Genomic DNA, 21,975 nt, shown 5'->3' with positions numbered 1-21,975 from the left:
ATTACTTTTTCCGGTTACCACCATCGATATATATTCGATCTTTATGATCAATAGTGCATAGTAAAACATCTTTGAAATGATTAATTTCTTTTTCTTGAATAATATTTTTGAGCCAAAATCGAGTCTTATTGATTTTCGCTAAATTTTCATCTTGCACTTTTCCATCCATAATTAATGGAATTGGTAACATCTCATACCGAAAACCAGGTGGAATGATTCTTTCTGAAGATTTATTATTCATTACTTGATTAGGTTCTAATTCATTAGTTTCTCCGACTGAGCTTTCATTTTTATCAAAATTTTCTGAAGCTAGAGAACCTCCTACTTTTACATCATCATTACTTTTCGGGATGACGGATAACTTCCCACTTGTTTCAAGTATAGCAAAGTCAATTTCTGATATCGAAGTAACGCCATTTTCTCTTAGCTGAAGCATTAGATCATCTAAATTGTACCGTTGTTTTTTGAGCTCATCACGATATATTTCACCATTAGCAACAACTACTGTAGGCTTTCCATCAAGAAGCAACCTTACTTTACGACTTTTCATGGAAAGGAAAGCAGATATAATTTGAATAATAAGCAGAATGATAATCGGTAAAATTCCATGCATCAAATTATCGTCAACTTGTTCAATCTCAATGACGGCAATCTCGGCAATCATAACTGATATAACAAGGTCCAATACGGAGAGTTTACCAATTTCACGTTTTCCCATAACGCGTAACACAATAAAAATGATTATATACATACCGACTGTACGTAATGCTAACGAATACCATTCCATCATCAATAGCTCCTCCAATCAATCAAGGTTCAATGTATGTACTATTGTGGTCGCTTAGCCATTAGATCATGCACCTATGTTTCGTATAGATAATGGGAATAGCTCCTATCAAATATAAAGACATAGAACTTGTACTAAAATTGTTTGTTTTCCCATATGGTTAAATGAGCCAAGTTATGAAGCCAACACGCTTGATATGTTTTTACATTTTCATAAGACATATCTCAAGAAGAAATGAAAATTTAAAGGAGGTATTTTATGAATACTGGAACAAAAAAACTATTCGCAATGCCACTGCTAGCAGGCATAACATACGCTTTATTATGGCTAGCCGCTGGAGCTTTGATAGCTTCCCTCTTCTTACATTTTACAGAGATGAAAGAAAGTAGCTTAGGAACAATGGCTTATGTCATTCATGGTGCAGCTGCCTTGATTGGAGGGTTAAGTTCAGGTAAACGTGCGGAATCAAGAGGATGGTATTACGGTAGTGCTCTCGGTATTCTATATGGAATTATTATTATCATTGTAAGTTTCTTAGCTTCCGATATTGCGTTAAGTTTACATAGTTTCCTGCTTTTACTTACTGTTATTGGTACAGGAGCTTTTGGCGGAATGGTTGGCGTTAATTTACGCAAATAAAATAAGGGTGATCGTATCAGTAACGATACGATCACCCTTATTCATTATGTACCTAGTCTGCAGAAGGTGCAGATTGTGATACTGTGCTAATTGCACTGCGATCAAACGTAAGTTTAGTCGTATCATTAACGCGTAATACTACAACATCGTCAGTGATTTCAGCGATCGTACCATGAAGGCCACCAATCGTTACGATTTTATCACCTTTTTTAACTTGATTAAGCATCAAGTTACGAGTTTTTTGTTTCTTCTGTTGTGGACGAATTAATAAGAAATAGAATACCACAAACATTAGAATAAATGGACCGATTATTGTCCAAATATTACCACCTCCAGCTCCTGCTGCAGCTGCTAAAGAAATTGACATAGTTTTCACCCCTTTCAAAATCCTCTAGTATTTTCATTGTTAAGACCATATTGCTCAAAGAATTTATCTCTAAAGTCAAGTAGAGAATCATTCATTATTGCTTCTCTAACATTTTTCATTAAGTTAACAAGGAAATGCAGATTATGATTCGTTGTTAATCGAATTCCAAATGTTTCATCTGCTTTCAACAAATGTCTAATATATGCTCTAGAATAGTTTTTACAAGTATAGCAGTCACAATTCGGATCGATAGGTCCAAAATCTTCAGCAAACTTGGCATTACGAACAACAAGACGTCCTTGACTAGTCATTAATGTACCGTTACGTGCAATACGAGTTGGTAAGACACAATCAAACATATCAATACCTCGAATTGATCCCTCGATAAGAGCATCAGGTGAACCAACGCCCATAAGATAGCGAGGTTTGTCGAACGGTAAATGAGGAACGGTATAGTCTAGAACCTCATACATTAAATCCTTAGATTCGCCTACACTTAGTCCACCTATAGCATAACCCGGGAAATCCATGGAAGTCAAATCCTTAGCGCTTTGTACACGCAGATCTTCATGCATCCCGCCTTGTACTATCGCAAACAATGCTTGATCATGCTTGCGCTCGTGTGCTGCTAAACAACGTTCTGCCCATCTTGATGTACGTTCTGTTGATTGCTTCACATATTCATAAGTAGCTGGATATGGGGGACATTCATCAAATGCCATCATAATATCTGGACCTAGTGCATTTTGAATTTCCATAGCTTTTTCCGGACTAAGGAATAGTTTCTCACCGCTTAGATGTGAACGGAACTCTACACCTTCTTCTGAGATTTTACGGCGCTCACTTAGACTAAATACTTGGAAGCCACCGCTATCTGTAAGAATTGGACGATCCCAATTCATAAACTTATGAAGTCCACCTGCTTTTTTCACGATGTCATGTCCAGGTCTTAAAAACAGATGGTATGTGTTGCTCAATATAATCTGAGCATCCATTGCTTTCAATTCTTCTGGACTCATTGTTTTCACTGTTGCTTGTGTACCTACAGGCATAAATGTAGGAGTTTCGATAATACCATGTGGCGTATGCACACGACCTAATCTTGCTCCTGATTGTTTGCACTGCTTAATAAATTCATATCTAATCGCCAAGTTGTTCACGCGTCCTATTCTCTCAATAATATTACCTCTTAATATATAAACATTGCATCTCCGAAGCTGAAGAATCGATATTGTTCCTGCACAGCTACATTATAAGCATGCATAATATGATCTCGACTAGCTAGCGCACTGACTAGCATAACCAAAGTTGATTTCGGTAAATGGAAATTCGTTAATAATGCACTTACGAGTTGAAATTCATAGCCTGGGAAAATAAAAATAGATGTCCAGCCGTTACAAGCTTGTAGCTTGTCCTCCTTGAAACGTTGTCCTAATGTTTCAAGCGTCCGTGCTGAAGTCGTACCCACTGCTACTATTCTACGGTTCTCATCCCTCGCGCGTTGCAGAATTTGTGCAGTTTCTTCACTTAATTCATAATATTCCGCATGCATCTCATGTTCTTCAATCGTATCACTAGACATAGGTCTAAACGTTCCAAGTCCTACATGTAACGTAATATAGGCTAATTGTACACCTTTCGTTTGAAGTTGTTCGAGAAATTGTGTTGTGAAATGCAGGCCTGCTGTTGGAGCTGCTGCAGAACCATCATGCTTAGAATATACAGTCTGGTAGCGTTCCTTCTCATCTAATTTTTCTTTAATGTAAGGAGGCAAAGGCATTTCGCCTAGTTGATCGAGCAACTCGTTGAAAATCCCATTATAGTTGAATTTTACAGTTCGACCACCCATATCAGCTTCTGCTTCAACTGTAGCTGTTAATATAGGCTCTCCGTGTTCATTCTCACCAAAACAAAGTACTGTGCCTACCTTAATACGTTTGGCAGGCTTAGCAAGTACTTCCCAACGATCATTCTCAAGTTGAGTAAGTAATAATAACTCAACTTTTGCACCTGTCTCTTGCTTTTTGCCAAGTAATCTTGCGGGTAATACTCTTGTGTCATTAAGTACAAGAACATCTCCTGCTTCTAATTTGTCAGCCAAGTCCGTAAAAACACCATGCTCCACTTGACCACTTTCTTTGCTGAGCATTAGAAGACGAGATGACGTGCGTTCTAATAACGGGGTCTGTGCAATAAGCTCTTCTGGTAAATGAAAATCAAATAAGTCTACATTCATTGTCTATTCATCCTTAGTAACAGTTGTTCCTGTATAATAGTATTTCAAAATATATTGATAGTCATACCCTTGTTCAGCAAGAGCATAAGCACCGTATTGAGACATCCCAACACCATGCCCATTACCTGTACCGTTGTATTGATAGCCTGCATCAGTAGTCGCAGCTCGAACATTACCACTACCATCAAGTACATACATATATTCTCCGCTAACCGTTGCCGTGTTGCCATTCGCACCGACAACTTGCAATGCTTTCGCACCATCTGTTTTCGTGCGATCTAATTTATTGGCACCGAGAATAACAATTTTACCCGTTTCCTCAATGCTGAATAATGTGCTTTGCAAAGAACCATCTACCCCAAGAATTGCACGGAAATCAAATGGTTTAGGTATAGGTAATACTTTACCATTCGCCGACACTTCCAATGCCCGACCCGATACTCCTACTTTACTAACTGTAAATGAAGTAATATTGCCAGATATCGTATTGGGTAATTTAGCGTTAATAGTTTTTGCTATTTCATCGCTGCTATAAGGTCCTCTCCGCCAATTCATAGAATTGGATTGAATGACCTTCTCTAGTGCAATTAATTGCACTCCGCTATTAATTAGATCAACTGCCGGAACATTTGATTGAATAAGTGGGTTACGACGAATATTGGTTGCATCTGTATTAGACAATAGAATTGGTTTTCCTGCTTCGTTTGTCTTACCAGTATCTTTAGCCAAATCTTCGCGAATATATCCTACTTTTCCATTAGGGAGAACGACGCGATACCAATAATACAATCCCTTTTCTGAAATTGCATCGGGACTAGACACACTTTTCAAATAAGCAACTTCATTATTCCAAATTTCCTTCGCATCGGCCGTTATTCCGCCTGCATTCGCAGAGTATAACGTTTCGATTAATTTTCCGTTATAAGTAATAACCTCGCCTTTAGTCTCATCAACTGCTTTAGTTGTGTTGGCAGATTCAGAGTTAGCACCATAATATGCTTGACTCGTTGTAGTGTCAACAACATTCGCCACGACAAATCCCGAACCTGAATAAAGGGCATATGTACGTGCAGCAACTGCTTGAGATTTCAGAGCTTCTAGTGGCCATGATGGATACATTTCAATCGCAACTACTGAATATAAATATTGCTCAAATGGTAATTCATTCACAACATACATGGAATTATTTAGCGATCCTAACTCCATCGTACCTCGATAAGATCGTTCGCTACGCTCAGTTATTTTAACTAAACCTTCCTTATCTGCCTTTAACGATACAATCAAATGTGGATTGTATAGATATAATTCATTAGATGAAGTTGCACGATCTGTTGCAGAATGATCAATTCTCATAAGTAGCATATTTTCGCTACCTTTCAAATCTTTCAACGTGCTACTCACTTTACTAGCGGCAGTCTTCACTAACCCAAGCTCAGCAGTTGTACCAACCATTCCAACAACTACGGAATATTCTAGTTTACCAGTACTATTTAATTTCATACCAATCGTAGTATTCAAACCTTGCGCGCCAAATTTCGTCGCAGCAACCTGTGCATCTGCTTTCGTAGCATAGCTACCACTTTCAAGTGCAAACGGACCATATACAGTAGCTGGCGACTTCAAAAGATTAGCAACAGTTGCATTGCTTGTCCACTTCTTCACAGCTGCAGTCGCATCAGTATTACTAGCATATCCACCTTCAAGCACTTGAAAAGTCACTTTATCATTTTTACTTAGAGACGTTAGAAACGGCGTACCACCAGCCGTCTTCACTGCCTTATATACTTGTTGTGCTGCAGTAAAATCAGTGGATTCAAACACATTAACTTTGTAATCATTCATAGCTAATCGTAATTGATCATTCCCCGGGAAATTTAACCACTCCGTTGAATTAGAAGCTGTTTTCACTGATAATCTCATTGCACTCTCAGAAGATAAAGTCGCTACCTTTGTAATACTTGAATATTTTTTCGGAATATCAACGAACAACGCCACCCGAATCTTATCAAGCGACGGCACAGCCGCCTTCGTTGGAGCTGAAATTGATAGTGATAGTAACAATGCGATTACTACACTTAAAATTAAGCTTTGCTTTGCAATTTTCAACATATTATCACTTCCTTATTTTCCAATGAAGATTTGAAATTAAAGCATTCAACCCAATATCGATATCCAGCAACGTGTACGATTCAAGTACACGAGCAGAACCCCATAGCCTTACTCAGTGACGTGTACGGTTCAAGTACACGAGCGGAAAGCCCTTTAACATCCCCATAGCCTTACCCAGTGACGTGTACGGTTCAAGTTCACGAGTGGAAAGTCCTTTAGCATCCTCATAGCCTTACTCAGTGACGTGTAGGGTTCAAGTACACGAGCGGAAAGTCCTTTAACATCCCCATAGCCTTACTCAGTGACGTGTACGGTTCAAGTACACGAGCGAAAATCCTTTAACATCCCCATAGCCTTACCCAGCAACGTGTACGGTTCAAGTACACGAGTGGAGAATGTTTAGCACGAAGCTTATAATGAAAGTTCAAAATCGTGGGCTGTCAGCACCAAGAAGATGCACTCCAGCGGAAACGAGTAGCACAGCGTACGTATTGTGTACGTGAGCACACGCAGGCTTTCGATGGAGGGCATATTCGCCGCCGAATCAACTACGAAGCTGTTCATCGTGATCACAGTCCACGATTTCGAACTACCTCTCCGGGATGGGGAGTCCCAGATGATTGTATGCTTGATTAGTCGCAACCCTCCCGCGAGGCGTGCGTTGTAAAAATCCGATCTGCATTAAATAAGGCTCATATACATCTTCAATTGTAATCGATTCTTCCCCAATAGTAGCTGCGATGGTATCCAATCCTACTGGACGCCCTGAGAAATTGGAAATCATCGCATGTAGCATTTTATGATCAATATGATCTAATCCCATAGGATCTACTTGTAACAATTCAAGCGCTGAATTTGCAATGTCATGTGTAATGATTCCATCACCACGTACTTGAGCGAAATCACGAACACGCTTCAACAGTCGATTAGCAATACGAGGTGTTCCTCTAGAACGCAGTGCAATTTCATGAGATGCTTCGCCTACAATATCTACATTAAGGATTTCAGCAGCACGCGATACGATAAATGCTAGTTCATCTACATTATAATATTCTAGACGACTTACTACACCAAATCGATCCCTTAATGGTGCAGAAAGCTGTCCTGCTCTAGTTGTAGCACCAATTAGTGTGAACGGTGGCAAATCTAGACGAACAGATCGGGCACTTGGACCTTTACCTATCATAATATCAAGTGCAAAATCTTCCATCGCAGGATACAATACTTCTTCTACAGTACGATGTAACCGATGAATTTCATCAATAAATAATACATCACCTTCTTGTAAATTGGTAAGTAGTGCTGCAAGATCTCCTGGACGCTCTATTGCAGGCCCAGAAGTTGTACGTAAGCTAACGCCAAGCTCATTGGCGATAATATTCGATAGTGTCGTTTTACCTAATCCTGGGGGTCCATATAACAGAACATGATCCAATGCTTCCTTACGTAGCTTAGCTGCTTCAATATAAATACTTAATGTTTCTTTTGCTTTTGATTGTCCGATATATTCATTTAAATAACGAGGACGCAAGCTAAGCTCCACCGCTTGTTCTTCCATCATAAGATTGGCGGATATGATTCGATCATCCATTTCAGCTTGACTCCTTTCCGTTATCCTTTAAATAGCTGTTGTAGCGCCTTTTTCATTAGCTGATCTACTTGTTCGTCCGCATTAACTTCATGCTGTAGCACTTGCCAAGCACGGTCTAGTTCCGTCTCTGTGTAACCTAGCGCTTTCAAACCATCCTTCGCTTCTTTCCAAGCTCGACCTTCAGCAATTGGTTCATTAGGAGCGTCCTCATATTGTAAAGTAAAGCTACTAAGTACTCCACCATGCAGATCGATTCCAATCCCATCTAACTTATCCTTCAAGTCAAGTACAATTCGTTGTGCAGTTTTCTTCCCGATCCCTGGTAGTTTCGTAAGATAAGTAAGATTATCTTGCTGAATAGCAGCTACCAATTGCTCAGGTTTTCCAGCTGATAACATGCCAAGCGCTACTTTTGGTCCAATTCCCGACACATCTAGAAATTTACGGAATAATGCCTTTTGCTGTCTAGACTCAAAACCGAAAAGTAATGTAGCATCTTCACGAGCATGATAATGAATATGTACAGTTACTGGCTGTGGCATCGCTTGAAGTGCATATGGATTTGGCGAAAACACACGATAACCAATATCATTTACCTCAATTACTGCATAATCTGCTTCAATAAAAGCAACTTGACCTTTAAGATAATCGATCATTAGTGCTTCACCTCTTTAATTTTTTGTGTTAAAACTGCAGAATGAGCATGACAGATTGCAACAGCCAATGCATCTGCAACATCATCTGGCTTAGGAACGCTACTTAGTTTCAAGAACATCTTCACCATCTCTTGAACCTGTCTCTTCTCAGCCTTACCGTAACCAACTACTGCCTGTTTAACTTGCAATGGTGTATATTCAGCAATAGGTAATCCTCGTTGTGCAGCTGCTAATATAATGACACCTCTAGCCTCGCCAACCGCAAAAGCGGTTGTAACATTTCGATTAAAAAACAGCTTCTCTATGGCAACACTATCAGGCTTATACTTATCCATCAAAGCGCCTGCTGATTCATATACTTGTAACAATCGGTCTTCTTGTGGAGTATGGGCTTCTGTCTGAATAGCACCATATTGAACTGGTGTCAATTTATGACCTTCTTTATCGACAAATCCAAAACCAACGATTGCAATCCCTGGATCAATTCCTAGCACACGCATTCCATCACCTCTAATAATCTGCTAGACAATTCTATACCAGTAAATATTAATACTATCATTTCTGTTTAAAGCTTGTCTAACGTACATTATAGCAAATGTTAGTTACTATGAGAACAAATGTTTCAGTTTAGAGGTGTAAGCTGATCAAAAAATAAATTTTTAAATAAAACAACCGAACATTGTGAGCTAAGCAAGCAGTTCTTTTACGTTAAAGTCAGTTTCAAATCGAAAAGGAATAGTAAATACACATAACAAAAAAAGATAAACATAACCATAATATGGTGAAATATTTTTAGGATTAATCTGCTTGAAACGGGAAAACGACTCGTTTTTAATAAAATATCGTTTGTACAATTTTGTAAAGGGGTGATTCACTTTGCGAAAAAAAGTAATATTTACTGTTTTTGTGTTGGCTTTATTGATAATATTAGGTTTACTTACATCCAAAATTTTATCTTCAAGTACTTTCACAGTAGTTAACTCGGATGCTTCATATCCTGCAATGTCTTTAGAAGAATTATCGATTGAAGCAGATAAAATCTTTCAAGGTATTGTTATTAAACGTGGTCAGTCGAAATTAATAAAGGTTCCTTATTCCACTGATTTAGAGGTCAATATAAAGAGTGAAGGAAAATATTTTGAGTTTGCAGTCACTAAGGTAGAAATTAAAGTTACTGTTCCAATTAAAAACACACAAAAAAATGAAATCATAGTTTACATGGAAGATGGCGGAACAATCAATAACAAAACGTATATAAGTGGAGATGGTCAACTTCAAGTAGGTCAAGAAATATTAATTTTTTCAAATGAAGCAGGATATTCATGGGGAGCTCAATCTCTGTACTCAATTTCAGAAAAAGACACTGTAAATCTACAATTGTACAATGATATGAACGTATATAATGTTAACGATCTTAAAACAAAGATTATAGAAATAATTAAATAACGTTGGAGAATATACTTAATGTTTAAAAAATTAGCGGATACCAGAAGTATCCGCTAATTTTAACTATTGTACTATAGAGTCCGACATCACATTTGTATTCGGTTCATAACGATCAATACTATACTCACTATAAGTAGATAACACACTGTCGTATTCCTCTATATCACTTACTCTGATCCCATTCATTAACTGCTCCCACTCTTGTTCAGGTAAACTACTTTCTAAATAAGGTACATTTAATTGAAAAAATGTTTTCATCACCTTATCTTGAGAAGGTTGTCCATCGAAAAGCGAAAATTCTCCTTCATTACTCATTCCGAAGAATGCATTCTTTTTACAATAAGGAGATAAATCATCGATTTGCTCTACAAAACGAATTAGTGTGTATGATTGATCTACCGTCAGCTCCCAATTAGGATTCTGCTCAGCGATGATGACCACTTCTTCATAATTAAGTTCATCCAATTGTTCAATTTCTTCTCCGCATACATAGACACGATGTAAAATCGTGTGGATTTTCTTATCGCCATGCAGCCAAGTAGACAGATCATCAATTTCATAATTAGAAATGTAGTTTTGCTGTGCTTGTGCATGATCCATTCCTAAAGTCATCGTAATTATATAAAGTATTACTACACTACTTAGCAAAGTTTTCAGTTGCAATGCAAGAAATAGTTTTCTACGCATGCTTCGATTTTGCTTGAGCTTTCGCTTTATCCGTTTCCACATCGAAGTAAATCTCATGTTGTCTCCTCCTGGTAAATCATAATGTATAGTGTTGGCATAAAATATTTTTTTAGTCTCTCTTTTTCTAACTTTCCCCACAAAACAAAAAACTTAGTTCAACGATTCATAATCGTGAACTAAGTTTCTTGTTTTGTACTAAACCGATGACTAACATAACCGATGCCGACTATGCTATAAAGCACTGCTTCGTGATCACCGGCAATGAATTTTGAACTACCTATTCCAAGGTGAGATTATACGTTCAGCCAAGGCTTTCCACCCTTAGGTTTTTTCGGTGTTTTTTTTGCTGCTTGAATGTTAACTCTTTTACCAACTTTTTTAACTTTTGTTACTGGACCTAGCTTGCTTGCTTTGCTTGCTACTCCCTCAACATAAGGTTGCGGAGTTCCACCACAACCACAATCTGTGTTCCAAGGATTAGTATAGCCTTGTACGTTCGGTCCATAACTCATTGGAGGATACATTGCTGATTGAGCTGTTAAAGTCCCGCCATTTGGATTCATATTATTCCCATAATTCATAGGTTGAGCATACCCCCAATTGCCCTGATTTGGATATGTTGGGCATCCGCATGGATTGTAATATTGCATTGGTGCATATGCTGGATATGGAGATACAGGAACTTTATAAGTTGAATTAATCATTGGCTTAAATTTACCCATGTTAGCTTGATTCCCTGAATTTGGTGATTGGTATTGATGCAACATTTCTGCATTAGGGAAATAAGGATGCTGTTCCAAGTCCGCAGGTAACGGCTTAAATCCAGCATATCCTTTGTTTGCGATCGGCATCATCTTTGTTGCAGGCTCCATTTTTGTCGCATATGGTTCGATTTTCGAATTTGCGATCGGCATCATCTTCGTTGCCATTGATTCGATTTTTGAATTAGCGATCGGCATCATCTTCGTTGCCATTGGTTCGATTTTTGAATTAGCAATTGGCATCATCTTCGTTGCCATTGGTTCGATTTTTGAATTAGCAATTGGCATCATCTTCGTCGCATATGGTTCGATTTTTGAATTAGCGATTGGCATCATCTTCGTCGCATATGGTTCGATTTTCGAATTAGCGATTGGTGATACTTTCGTCATCACTGATTCTACTTTTGCATTTGCATTTGCATTTGCAACTGGTGATACTTTCGTCATCACTGATTCTACTTTTGCATTAGCATTTGCAACTGGCGATACCTTCGTCATCACTGATTCTACTTTTGCATTTGCGTTTGCATTTGCAACTGGTGATACTTTCGTTACCACTGATTCTACTTTCGCATTCGCATTGGCATTAGCTACTGGTGATACCTTCGTCACCACTGATTCTACTTTTGCGTTCGCATTGGCATTAGCTACTGGTGATACCTTCGTCACCACTGATTCTACTTTTGCGTTCGCATTGGCATTAGCTACTGGTGATACCTTCGTCACCACTGATTCTACTTTTGCGTTCGCATTGGCATTAGCTACTGGTGATACCTTCGTTACCACTGATTCTACTTTTGCGTTCGCATTGGCATTAGCTACTGGTGATACTTTCGTTACCACTGATTCTACTTTCGCATTGGCATTTGCAACTGGCGATACTTTCGTTACCACTGATTCTACTTTCGCATTGGCATTTGCAACTGGGGACACCTTTGTAACCACTGATTCTACCTTTGCGTTGGCGTTTGCAACTGGCGATACCTTCGTCACCACTGATTCTACTTTTGCATTCGCTACAGGTTCTGTTTTCACCTTAATCGGAGCTACTGTTTTAGCAGTTACCGTAGGTTTCACTTGTGTAGCTTCTACTTTTTGTATAGGGGCAGCTTTTGTTACATTAATTGTTGGAGCGACTTTAATTGTAGGCGATATTTGAATCGGAGCTGTTTGCTTCTTCGGTACTGCTTGGGTAGGCATTATTTGATTGTTTGCTTTTTTCGGATTAATCATTTGTTGATTGGCAGCTTTGTGATTTGGCGACATTCCAGTCACTTGTTGTGCATGAATCTGACCTGATAGATCTATGGAATACGATTTCGGTATATTAATGACGTCTCCTACTTGCAAAACATTCGGATTAGCAAGTTGTTTATTAGCCGCAACAAGTTCTTTCAGTGGAATATTCCAACTATTAGCAAGTTTCCATAAGGAGTCACCTGATTGTACAATATACTTCTGGTTAGTAGTAATATCTACAATAGGGATCTCAGACGGAGTCGTTGCTCCTTTTGGAATTAATACTTTCATGCCGATCGATAATTGATTTGGATTGGTAATATTTGGGTTAAGTGCAAGAATGTCATCTAATGCTACACCATATTTTTTGGAAATTTTATACAGAGTATCACCCGACACTACCGTATGCATTTGTAAACCTGGCAACAACTGATGCAAAAGAGATGGAACTGAAGGTAATGTTACAGAAACTTCTGGCGTCGTTAAAATAGGTGTTGTTGAAGTAGCTTGCGCTGTAACTTGGTGCGAAGCTCCCATTGAAGCTTTTTTCGGAATATTAATGACATCACCAACCTGCAACACATTTGGATTATGAATGTGCTTGTTAGCTGCAATTAGGTCTGCTAGTGATACTCCCCATTCTTGCGATAATTTCCACATAGTATCGCCGGATGTTACGACATGTTGATGTATAATTTCCATTTGCATCCCTCCACTTCTATCACTTCTCACCAGTTCTGAAGACATAGATGGGATCCTAAGCTTAGATCCTATTTCTAGATTATAAGGATCAATAATATTCGAATTTTGCTTCAACAATTCATCAACAGTGACATGATATTTTTGAGCAAGATGAAATAATGTATCATCTTGCTTAATGATGTGTATCCTCACTAAAAATTCCTCCTATACACAGTTGTAATCTTAATACGGCATTATTCCGTATGCAGTCTATACATCCTATGCAGAAACTAGGCAGTCGCCACAATTCCATACAAAAAAACCTAATAAAATTTATGAGCTCTGAAAAAGCACTTCTTCCCTATAACTTGATAGTAATAAATTTGGGTATTCGCTGACATAATTAGCCGACTTCTAATAAAAAATCGAACCTAAACAAAAAAAAAGGGTACTCCTGCAGCCAATACGAATGGCTGCTGAAGTACCCTTTCTACAGTAATTTATTTACTTTCATTAATAGCACGAATCATCTCAAGTGGAACTTTAGGTTGACGGTCATAAGTTAATAAACCATTTATTTCCTGTTCTACATCTGTTAATTGTGTATAGCAATAACCCTGAACCACCTTGGAATCTTGCATCGGCTTAATAACTGCCTCAAGTCTCTGAATGAAATCTTCATCGTTACTAGCACCAGAATAGCCCCAGCCTTCCCATTCACTCTTCTTATATGAAATTCCACCGAACTCCGTTACTAGTATCGGCTGATTGCGATAAGTATGACCTCCCACTGATAAATCTCGATTAGCAGGTCTAGCAGTAATAGTTGAATCAACAGTCGCATAACGTGCTCGCAACACTTCTTCTCTCCATTCATAATCATGAATATTATAAAGATCAGTTTCTACCATTTCCCATCCATCATTAGAAATAACAGGTCTTGTAGAATCAAGTGATTTCGTTAAATAATACATAGACATCGCATGTTGTTGTTGTAATGCATCTATTTTAATATTTGGCACACCCCAGCTTTCATTAAGAGGTACCCAGACAACTAAACTAGGATGATTGTAGTCACGATCCATCGCTTCTTGCCATTCCTTTGTAAATTTACGCACATATTCATTAGAATATTGGTAAGCATTTGCTGCCTCACCCCATACTAAGAGCCCCATGCGGTCACACCAATATAAGTAACGAGGGTCTTCAATTTTTTGGTGCTTACGTGCGCCATTAAAGCCCATTTCCTTTGTTAGTTCAATATCACGCTTTATGGCATCATCACTTGGAGGTGTTAAGTTTCCATCTGGGAAGTAACCTTGATCTAGTACTAATTTCATTTGATATGGTCTGTTATTAATGCATAACAAGCCATTATCGACAGAAACTTTACGCATTCCGAAGTAGCTCGTCGTCTGATCAACTACTTTGCCACCTAACATAAGCGTAAATGCAACATCATATAAATTAGGATTCTCCGGGGACCACCAGCGACCTAGTCCATGATCATTAAAATCATGTAGCCCAATTCTTCGTTTGGATTGCTGCTGTTTTAATTGAAATGTATCCGATACTATAGCTTCACCATTAAAAGAAATATCTACCTGCAATTCCAATTGACTCCATGCAGCTATTCGATCTACAAAGAAATCCATTTCTATCTCGTTAGAATCAATATGGGGCGTAAATTTCACTTTAGACAAATGAACTTCAGAAACGGCCTCCATCCAAACAGTCTGCCAAATTCCCGTAGTGCGAGTATAAAATATACTTGCTGAATCAGATAGCCAATATTGCTTTCCTCTAGGCAGTGTCACGTCATGACTGAAATCAATAACTTTTACAACGACTACATTATCTTTATCTTGCAAAACATCAGTAATATCTGCATGGAAAGGCGTGTGTCCGCCTTCATGATAAGCCACTTGATGACCGTTAACCCAAACCGTTGCCTCATAATCCACTGCACCGAAATGAAGCATAATGCGTTTATTAGTAAAATCTTTTGGAATTTCTAGTGAACGGCTGTACCATACAATATCATGAAAATCTGGATCAGCAATACCACTTAATTGACTTTGATAAGCAAACGGAACTTGAATTTCTCGGGTGAATTTTTGTCCCCCCAACTCCCAATGCTCCTTACTCCCTCTATTCTCATCATCAAATTCGAAAGACCATTCTCCATTCAAATTCACCCATACTTCTCTTACATATTGTGGTCTAGGATATTCCATACGGTATGTAGTCATTTTCATTTCTCCTTCTCATTTCTCATATGTTTTTCGCGATATTCAGTTGGTGACATACCCGTCTCATTTTTAAATACGCGATTAAAGTGTCTAATACTTGTAAATCCTGTCTGCGTCGCAATGACGACCAGCTTTTGATCAGAATAAGCCATTCGTTTCTTTGCCTCTGAAATTCTAACGTCATTTAATTTATCTATGAAAGAAATTCCTGTACGTTGTTTAAACAAACTGCTGAAGTAAGCTGAATTCAAAAATACGGTATCTGCAACATTCTTTAATGTTAGCTGTTCCGAAAAATGACTTTCAATAAACCTAATGGTTTTCTCAATGGGATCTGGCTCCAACTGAGCTTGATTGAGATTTGCCGTATGCATTAATTTGACTAGCAATCTACCTAATTCATTTGATAGTTCATCTTTCGTGGATATGGAACAAATATGCAGAAGAATAGAACGAACATCATCAGTTCCAAGCCATTGCTTTGTTAGCCTTAGCTGGTTAGCCCATTCACAATAATGAATAATTATTTTGCATATTTGTTGCTGTACGTATTGCGGTGAATTAGCGTCCTGGCAAAGCTTATGTACAAATCGCTCCACCTGAGTGAAAAGTTTCTCTGTATTTCCGTCTTGAAATGCCTTTTCTATGCTATCCAAGGAGAGAGTGCTATAGTCATGTATAGCAATACCTATCTGAGTTTCGCCTTCGTATTGATAAACTTGATCATCACCTAATATTAATCTCAGCAAAAAAGCTTGTTGAGCTTCCTGATAACTTTGCACAATATCCTCGACTTTGCCATACGTACGACCTACACCAATTGTAACGGTCATCTTAGACAAACTATTAACTTGCCTGCGAATACTTTCTGCCAGCTCGTTCATCTCTCTTTGGGCATCTTCACAATCTTCATGGTTAACAATAACAACAACCTCCGTTGCCGTCGGTGAACAGCATATACCAGTAAACCTTCGATCTAGTATTTCTTGCACAAGCTGTTGCAAATAAAGGATAAATAATGACGGGTCTGCTTGATTGTATCTCTCCTCCGCTATTGAAGGCTTATCTAATTGCAGCACGATACAAGAATTCCACTTTCCTTTAAATACAATTCCATCACTCGCAAGCTGATCAAAATCCTTTTCTTGAAGTTTGCTGCACAATAGTCCCGTTATAATCTGCTCTCGAGCTCTCGTTATTTGCTCTCTCTTTTTTGTATGTAGTTGTTGCGAAGCTTCTGCACGCTGTTGAATTTTCTCTTTCATAATAAGTAAGCTTCTATCGAGCTCGTCGCGTTCAATAGGCTTCATAATATAATCCTTTGCACCTTGACGCATCGATTGTTGCACATACATAAAATCATCATAGCCACTTATTACAACACACAATACTGTTGGGAATTGATTAGCCATTTGTTGCTGCAGTTGTATGCCATCCATTCGAGGCATTCTAATGTCTGTTAAAATCGCATCTGGCTGCAGTTTGTCTACTTGCTCAAGCGCCTCGATGCCATCCCTTGCTTCTCCAACGATTTCCCAATCTTTATCTAATTCCTGAATCATTTTTTTTATACCGGTACGAAAAATTGTTTCATCGTCTACAATGAGAATACTAGGCATAGAATCCCTCCTACTGTGATATTTTCTTAGTTGTAATAGGCAAGGATATCGTAACTTTCAATCCTGATGGTTCTATATTTTGTAAAACTAAACCGTATGTTTCGCCGTAATGCAGTACAATTCTACGATGCACATTAAGTAAGCCATTGCCAAAGCTCCCGCCAATATCTTTAGAATGCTTTAGCTTCCATTGCAGCCTCGAAAGCTCCTCTTCCAAAATACCAATTCCATCATCTGTAACGGTGACAACTAATTTATTGTGATCTCTACGACATATTAGGTTTATTGCTCCATAACCTTTACCTCGATCTATACCATGATTAATTGCATTTTCCACAATTGGCTGGATAATTAACGGAATAACTTCACAATCCATAAGCTCGTCATCTACATCAAGCTGAAATGTAATCCGATCCTCATATCTCATTTGCTGGATTGTCATATAGCCCTTCACATGATTCAATTCATCATGTAAACTTACCCATTCTTTTCTTCCGTTGAGACTGTATCGTAACAACCTGCTCAATGTGTTGGTCATCGTAACAACCTCTCGATTGCCTTTAATTTCAGCATACATACTAATTGAGCCTAATGTATTGTACAAAAAATGAGGGTTTATTTTACTTTGTAAAGCAGTAATTTGTGCGTCTTTCTCACGAATCTCTGTTTCATATAGCAAATAACCTAGCTCACTTAATCGCGAAACCATCATATTAAAGGTATGACCTAAATGACCAACCTCATCCCATTGCTTAACAGGAAATGTCACAAGCAGATCACCACGTTCTACTTTTCTCATAAGCTTTGATAAGCTCCGTAAAGGCTCTGTAATGCGATAAGCTAGAAATGTTGAAAATAAAATAGCCAATACAACGCATGCCGCTCCGATAATGAGTAGCGTATTTCTAATTAAGACTGTTTCCTTCGTCAGTTCTGTTACAGGAACGATCCCCACTGTTTTCCAATTTGTAATACTCGAAGTGACATAAGCAATCTGTTGTCGCTCCCCTTCTAAATCGGCATGGGTCACACCCTCTAGTTCCTCAAGCTGCCAAAGTCCTGATAATTCCCCCAGCATCGTATCCTTCTGCTTGACTGCAACTAACTCTTCTTCCGTCGTTGTAACAAATATTTCCTCACGATCGCCCAATGTAACCTCAGACAATATCTGCTGTATAAATTTCGGGTTAACATCAATAACAATATAACCTAGCTTTTTCCCTGAATCGAATACTCTTAGCTCCCTTGCAATCGAAAACACAGGATATTGAATTCCGTTTACCGTTTCAATATTATGAGTAGCAGCGAAAATAGAGCGACCATCCCCCGAACTCTCTTGCTGTAGCCAAGTCACATTATCATCCATACTATAACTAGTAACATATTGACTTTCAGGCAATACAACATACGAGGCACCATACTCCCCATACAAGGACACTCCCACAATGTCAATTCTTCCGTTCAGAAATACTTGCGTAACAAAGCTATTTAGATCTTTAATTTCCTGTAAGGTTAACGGCTGGTTATGCTCACGCTTACTGTTCAAAAACGTAATAATATCTTCATATTGGTAAGGCATCAAGGTAAGACGATCTAACTCCTCCATATACGCATCCATACGTAATGTAAGCTGTTTCAACGTTTGTAATTGATAATCTCCGACCTTTTGCTCAAGCTTATCGGCAAAAATGGTTAACGTGAAATAAATCATAATACTTAACGGAACGACAATGAGAACAAAGTAAATCATTACTAGTTTTTTTGCTAGCTCTTTATTTTTAATCCATTCAATTACTTTTCTCAATCTCGTTCTCATCGTCAATTTATTCCTTTAATTCATCATTTATTTTGATCTGCGTTTGTCTCAGTGTCTCTTCTGGTGTCTGTTGTCCGTAGTTCATCTTTTCAAACTCTTGAATAAGAATTTCAACAATCGGCCATTGCATCACATGTCTTGGCCAATAAGCTACATAGTTTGCCGTCGCAGCGTAATCACTACGGAAAGGCAGAACTTCATATTCGGGACTTTCCACAACAGAGGTCTTACTTGGTACATGCCCCGCTTCCGCCCACTTAGCTCCATGCTCTACAAGCCATTTCATGAAATACAAAGCAGCATTTCTTTTTTCATTCGTCATACCGTGCTTAGTCGGTATAACTAACGTATGAGAATCGCCCCAGACTGCCTCATGATCAAATACAACCGGGAGTGGGATCACTCCAAAATCCAATTTTTCCGCTTCTTCAAACGCCCCTGTTCCCCATACTCCTGTAATAAGAACAGCAGCCTGGCCATCATAAAACATTTTGAAAGCATCGTTAATATTAGGTGGAATAATACCATCATTATAGAGTCGATGAACGTATTGAAGAGCCTTTAGTGCTTTATCATTGTTAATAACTGCTTCGGTTTGATCATTATTATAAAACGCTCCTCCACCATCTATTTGATTGTATAGACTCCACCACAGCCACACGGAATCAATTCTAGTTCCTGGCTGTGCCAAAGGAGCAATCGATGGTGGTAATTTTTGTTTTAACACTTTCAAAAAAGATTCTAAAGATTGCCCGCTATTCAGCAATGGCTCACCTTGAGCATCTAACAAGCCTGCTTGCTCTAAGTAATGTTTATTATAATAGAGCACTAAAGTGTGGGTATCTAGAGGCACAGCATAAGGAACTTCATCATAGACAGTGGACTCCAAAATATTAGCGTTAAATGTATTCCAGTCTAAACTGACTGCTTTAGCAGGCTCCTCTAAATTTTCAATATAACCATTTTGGACAAATTGAGGTAAGCTTGTTTGATGTAAAATGGCAACATCGGGTGCACTGCCTGATAATATCGTTGTACGCAAACGTGAGTAATAATCATCTAATCGAGAATTAACTTGTATGACTTGAATTTGACTGTTTTCTTCATTAAACAAATTAACAAGCTGAGTCATAAAACGATTATCCCCACCGCTAAAGGGCGTCCAAAATTCCAACTGAATAACTTGCAAGTTGTCATCGGGTATATTGGCGGAACGATTCGAAGTAGAACAGCTCGTTACTATTAAAAGGAGGCTAAGACAAATTAATAGCACAATCCTTTTCTTCCATATTCTGCTTGTCATTGCTTAACCCCCTACAAAAATACTTTAATGTTTAGTTGCCGCACTAATGTCAATATAATCAATTTCTAATTGACCAGATGCGTTTGCTAGATGAAGGACATTAGCACCCTCTACTAACTTAACTATCATACTATTTAGTATAAACTGATTACGCTCCGTGCTAGATATTGTAAGACGTTGGTTCTTGTTTTCATTGATTGTAATATCTATTTCTTGCTCCTGTCCACTTGTATTAGCTATTGCAAAACGCAGTTCATATTCGCCAGCTGATGGAACTTTTATATTAGTAAAACTGACCGCCTTCTGCTTGCTTGCAGCAATAAATAGAGTACCGCCATTAGACGCAAACGGATTATCTTGAGTCTCAGAATCCCCAAAAATAGTAGCATATTCTGCCTCATATCTTGGAATTTCAATAGCAGAAATATGCTCCTTGACTCCTTCTCCCTGCAAACTAATCGCTTTCTCTCCTGCTAATAATGACAATTGCAAGTGCACATATCCTACTTCATCAGCTAAAGTTGGAGCAAGTAGAAGCTGTTGCTCTTCCTGCCCATTTAATGCTACCGTTAATGAGCGGGTCTCGCCAGTTACATTTTGGTAATGGAATAAAATCGGAAGCACAGTATCTACCATTGTGACAATGCCTGTATATCGGTAACCATCAACTTCCTCAATCGCATCTACGCTTCTATATATACCTGAACCTTCAGGTACAGGTATAGCCGTCAAAAGCGACAACGGTGAACCAAAGCTTGGTTGCCCTTGCTCATTCCATTCCACTCTTTGTGCACGAGCACGACGGTTGCTCCAACCATCATTAATTGCCGTTGTTGCGTGATAAACAATAAAGGTTTCACTTCCATCAGGTGATGTTACAAATGAATTATGTCCTGGGCCATACACGCTAGCCTCATCATTCCGAGTCATAAGTGGTTCTATTGCTTTACTCCACTTAGATGCGTCTAACGGATCAGCACCTTTTTCTAAAGTAAGTAAACCTATACTATAATCTGGTGTCCAGCTCCCAGCGCCTGAATAAGCAATGTGAATTTGACCATCTTTTTTCAATATCGCCTGACCTTCATTAATAAAAGGTGGGCCTCCCGCTTGTTCCCATGCAAGATCAGGTTTACTGATCATAACTCTCGGTCCATGAATTGTATAAGGATTACTCATAGGAGCTATATATGTGTTTTGAGCAATGTTTTCATCGCCTTCCCAACCAGACCAAACAAAATACAATTGATCCTCTTGTTCCAGCACCAAACCATCAATTGCCCATTTATCGGTAGAGTCAGTTACTTGCCCCTTAAATCTATATTCACCCATCGGATCATCAGTTACCGCTTCAAGTGCATACATACGATGGTTTTCATTTTGACCATTATCCGCCGCGAAATAAATATACCATTTACCTTGAATGAACTGAAGTTCGGGTGCCCATAAATTCGCAGAATACATCGTATTAACTGGTGGATACCATACGATTTTTTGATCTGCTTCTCTAAAATCTAATGTTTTTGAGCGGAGCAACATTATATCAACACCATCATGTGTAAAAGTCATATAGTAAAAACCATCATGATAAACAACGCTAGGATCCGGTGTATCCATACTTACTAACAAGTTTTTGTAGGTACCCCCATGTCCATTATACGGAACATTTACTTGTACGTCGTTAATCGGCGAGCGAAACATTAGCCATCCCCCTAACATAAGCACTGCTAGCAAAAATACAACTACTGTAATCCCTTGTTTTCGAGTAATTTTCATGCATATCCTC

General features: G+C 38.5%; 17 protein-coding genes. 2 read left to right on the top strand and 15 right to left on the bottom strand.

Annotated features, from left to right (window positions below; all coding sequences use genetic code 11):
* Window position 1 precedes the first annotated feature (1 nt).
* Entirely contained in the window at window positions 2–787 is a 786-nt protein-coding gene (locus NV377_RS12075; RefSeq protein WP_258200322.1) for a YetF domain-containing protein, read from the bottom strand.
* 258 nt (window positions 788–1,045) lie between these two features.
* Between NV377_RS12075 and NV377_RS12070 the strand changes: the two genes are divergently transcribed.
* Window positions 1,046–1,426: a TIGR04086 family membrane protein gene (locus tag NV377_RS12070; RefSeq protein ID WP_258199182.1), complete on the top strand. Its 381-nt coding sequence runs from the start codon at window positions 1,046–1,048 to the stop codon at window positions 1,424–1,426.
* 52 nt (window positions 1,427–1,478) lie between these two features.
* Here NV377_RS12070 and yajC read toward each other — a convergent pair whose 3' ends face one another.
* From yajC to ruvC, 7 genes are all read right to left on the bottom strand, one after another.
* Window positions 1,479–1,793, bottom strand: a complete 315-nt coding sequence (gene yajC, locus NV377_RS12065; RefSeq protein WP_258199181.1) for a preprotein translocase subunit YajC — start codon at window positions 1,791–1,793, stop codon at window positions 1,479–1,481.
* A 14-nt stretch (window positions 1,794–1,807) separates the two neighbouring features.
* Window positions 1,808–2,944: a tRNA guanosine(34) transglycosylase Tgt gene (gene tgt, locus NV377_RS12060; protein ID WP_258199180.1), complete on the bottom strand. Its 1,137-nt coding sequence runs from the start codon at window positions 2,942–2,944 to the stop codon at window positions 1,808–1,810.
* 38 nt (window positions 2,945–2,982) lie between these two features.
* On the bottom strand, window positions 2,983–4,029 hold the full coding sequence (queA, locus tag NV377_RS12055) for a tRNA preQ1(34) S-adenosylmethionine ribosyltransferase-isomerase QueA (protein WP_258199179.1): 1,047 nt from the start codon (window positions 4,027–4,029) through the stop codon (window positions 2,983–2,985).
* 3 nt (window positions 4,030–4,032) lie between these two features.
* On the bottom strand, window positions 4,033–6,138 hold the full coding sequence (locus NV377_RS12050; RefSeq protein ID WP_258199178.1) for a SpoIID/LytB domain-containing protein: 2,106 nt from the start codon (window positions 6,136–6,138) through the stop codon (window positions 4,033–4,035).
* 589 nt (window positions 6,139–6,727) lie between these two features.
* Complete coding sequence (gene ruvB, locus NV377_RS12045; RefSeq protein ID WP_258199177.1) at window positions 6,728–7,729, bottom strand: Holliday junction branch migration DNA helicase RuvB; 1,002 nt, start codon at window positions 7,727–7,729, stop codon at window positions 6,728–6,730.
* Between the two features lie 20 nt (window positions 7,730–7,749).
* The gene (gene ruvA, locus NV377_RS12040) at window positions 7,750–8,385 is read right to left on the bottom strand and encodes a Holliday junction branch migration protein RuvA (protein ID WP_258199176.1); all 636 of its coding nucleotides are present in this window, start codon (window positions 8,383–8,385) and stop codon (window positions 7,750–7,752) included.
* Window positions 8,385–8,885: a crossover junction endodeoxyribonuclease RuvC gene (gene ruvC, locus NV377_RS12035; RefSeq protein ID WP_258199175.1), complete on the bottom strand. Its 501-nt coding sequence runs from the start codon at window positions 8,883–8,885 to the stop codon at window positions 8,385–8,387. Before ruvC ends, ruvA begins: the two co-directional genes overlap by 1 nt.
* A gap of 376 nt (window positions 8,886–9,261) precedes the next feature.
* On the opposite strand from ruvC, the gene NV377_RS12030 reads away from it, so the two are divergent.
* Window positions 9,262–9,831: a hypothetical protein gene (locus NV377_RS12030; protein WP_258199174.1), complete on the top strand. Its 570-nt coding sequence runs from the start codon at window positions 9,262–9,264 to the stop codon at window positions 9,829–9,831.
* Window positions 9,832–9,894: 63 nt separating this feature from the next.
* On the opposite strand, the gene NV377_RS12025 is transcribed toward NV377_RS12030, so the two are convergent.
* The 7 genes from NV377_RS12025 to NV377_RS11995 form a co-directional block, all read right to left on the bottom strand.
* Complete coding sequence (locus NV377_RS12025; RefSeq protein ID WP_258199173.1) at window positions 9,895–10,575, bottom strand: BofC C-terminal domain-containing protein; 681 nt, start codon at window positions 10,573–10,575, stop codon at window positions 9,895–9,897.
* A gap of 236 nt (window positions 10,576–10,811) precedes the next feature.
* The gene (locus NV377_RS12020; RefSeq protein ID WP_258201412.1) at window positions 10,812–13,412 is read right to left on the bottom strand and encodes a LysM peptidoglycan-binding domain-containing protein; all 2,601 of its coding nucleotides are present in this window, start codon (window positions 13,410–13,412) and stop codon (window positions 10,812–10,814) included.
* Between the two features lie 287 nt (window positions 13,413–13,699).
* Window positions 13,700–15,451, bottom strand: a complete 1,752-nt coding sequence (locus tag NV377_RS12015) for a glycoside hydrolase family 2 protein (RefSeq protein WP_258199171.1) — start codon at window positions 15,449–15,451, stop codon at window positions 13,700–13,702.
* A 2-nt stretch (window positions 15,452–15,453) separates the two neighbouring features.
* A complete protein-coding gene (locus NV377_RS12010; RefSeq protein WP_258199170.1) occupies window positions 15,454–17,070 on the bottom strand; it encodes a response regulator in 1,617 nt (538 codons plus the stop codon).
* Window positions 17,071–17,080: 10 nt separating this feature from the next.
* Window positions 17,081–18,886: a cache domain-containing sensor histidine kinase gene (locus tag NV377_RS12005; protein WP_258199169.1), complete on the bottom strand. Its 1,806-nt coding sequence runs from the start codon at window positions 18,884–18,886 to the stop codon at window positions 17,081–17,083.
* A gap of 7 nt (window positions 18,887–18,893) precedes the next feature.
* On the bottom strand, window positions 18,894–20,189 hold the full coding sequence (locus NV377_RS12000) for an ABC transporter substrate-binding protein (RefSeq protein ID WP_258199168.1): 1,296 nt from the start codon (window positions 20,187–20,189) through the stop codon (window positions 18,894–18,896).
* Window positions 20,190–20,213: 24 nt separating this feature from the next.
* Window positions 20,214–21,965 carry a family 43 glycosylhydrolase gene (locus NV377_RS11995; RefSeq protein WP_258199167.1) on the bottom strand — a complete coding sequence of 584 codons (1,752 nt, stop codon included), beginning with the start codon at window positions 21,963–21,965 and terminating at the stop codon, window positions 20,214–20,216.
* Window positions 21,966–21,975 lie beyond the last annotated feature (10 nt).

The sequence above is a fragment of the Paenibacillus endoradicis genome (assembly GCF_024721975.1).
This window is presented reverse-complemented; position numbering and strand designations above follow the sequence as displayed.

Excerpts from the sequence above, each read along its gene's own strand:
- NV377_RS12075 (WP_258200322.1), bottom strand. The coding sequence starts at position 787 with ATGGAATGGTATTCGTTAGCATTACGTACAGTCGGTATGTATATAATC.
- NV377_RS12070 (WP_258199182.1), top strand. The coding sequence starts at position 1,046 with ATGAATACTGGAACAAAAAAACTATTCGCAATGCCACTGCTAGCAGGC.
- yajC (WP_258199181.1), bottom strand. The coding sequence starts at position 1,793 with ATGTCAATTTCTTTAGCAGCTGCAGCAGGAGCTGGAGGTGGTAATATT.
- queA (WP_258199179.1), bottom strand. The coding sequence starts at position 4,029 with ATGAATGTAGACTTATTTGATTTTCATTTACCAGAAGAGCTTATTGCA.
- NV377_RS12050 (WP_258199178.1), bottom strand. The coding sequence starts at position 6,138 with ATGTTGAAAATTGCAAAGCAAAGCTTAATTTTAAGTGTAGTAATCGCA.
- ruvB (WP_258199177.1), bottom strand. The coding sequence starts at position 7,729 with ATGGATGATCGAATCATATCCGCCAATCTTATGATGGAAGAACAAGCG.
- ruvA (WP_258199176.1), bottom strand. The coding sequence starts at position 8,385 with ATGATCGATTATCTTAAAGGTCAAGTTGCTTTTATTGAAGCAGATTAT.
- ruvC (WP_258199175.1), bottom strand. The coding sequence starts at position 8,885 with ATGCGTGTGCTAGGAATTGATCCAGGGATTGCAATCGTTGGTTTTGGA.
- NV377_RS12025 (WP_258199173.1), bottom strand. The coding sequence starts at position 10,575 with ATGAGATTTACTTCGATGTGGAAACGGATAAAGCGAAAGCTCAAGCAA.
- NV377_RS12015 (WP_258199171.1), bottom strand. The coding sequence starts at position 15,451 with ATGACTACATACCGTATGGAATATCCTAGACCACAATATGTAAGAGAA.
- NV377_RS12010 (WP_258199170.1), bottom strand. The coding sequence starts at position 17,070 with ATGCCTAGTATTCTCATTGTAGACGATGAAACAATTTTTCGTACCGGT.
- NV377_RS12005 (WP_258199169.1), bottom strand. The coding sequence starts at position 18,886 with ATGAGAACGAGATTGAGAAAAGTAATTGAATGGATTAAAAATAAAGAG.
- NV377_RS12000 (WP_258199168.1), bottom strand. The coding sequence starts at position 20,189 with ATGACAAGCAGAATATGGAAGAAAAGGATTGTGCTATTAATTTGTCTT.
- NV377_RS11995 (WP_258199167.1), bottom strand. The coding sequence starts at position 21,965 with ATGAAAATTACTCGAAAACAAGGGATTACAGTAGTTGTATTTTTGCTA.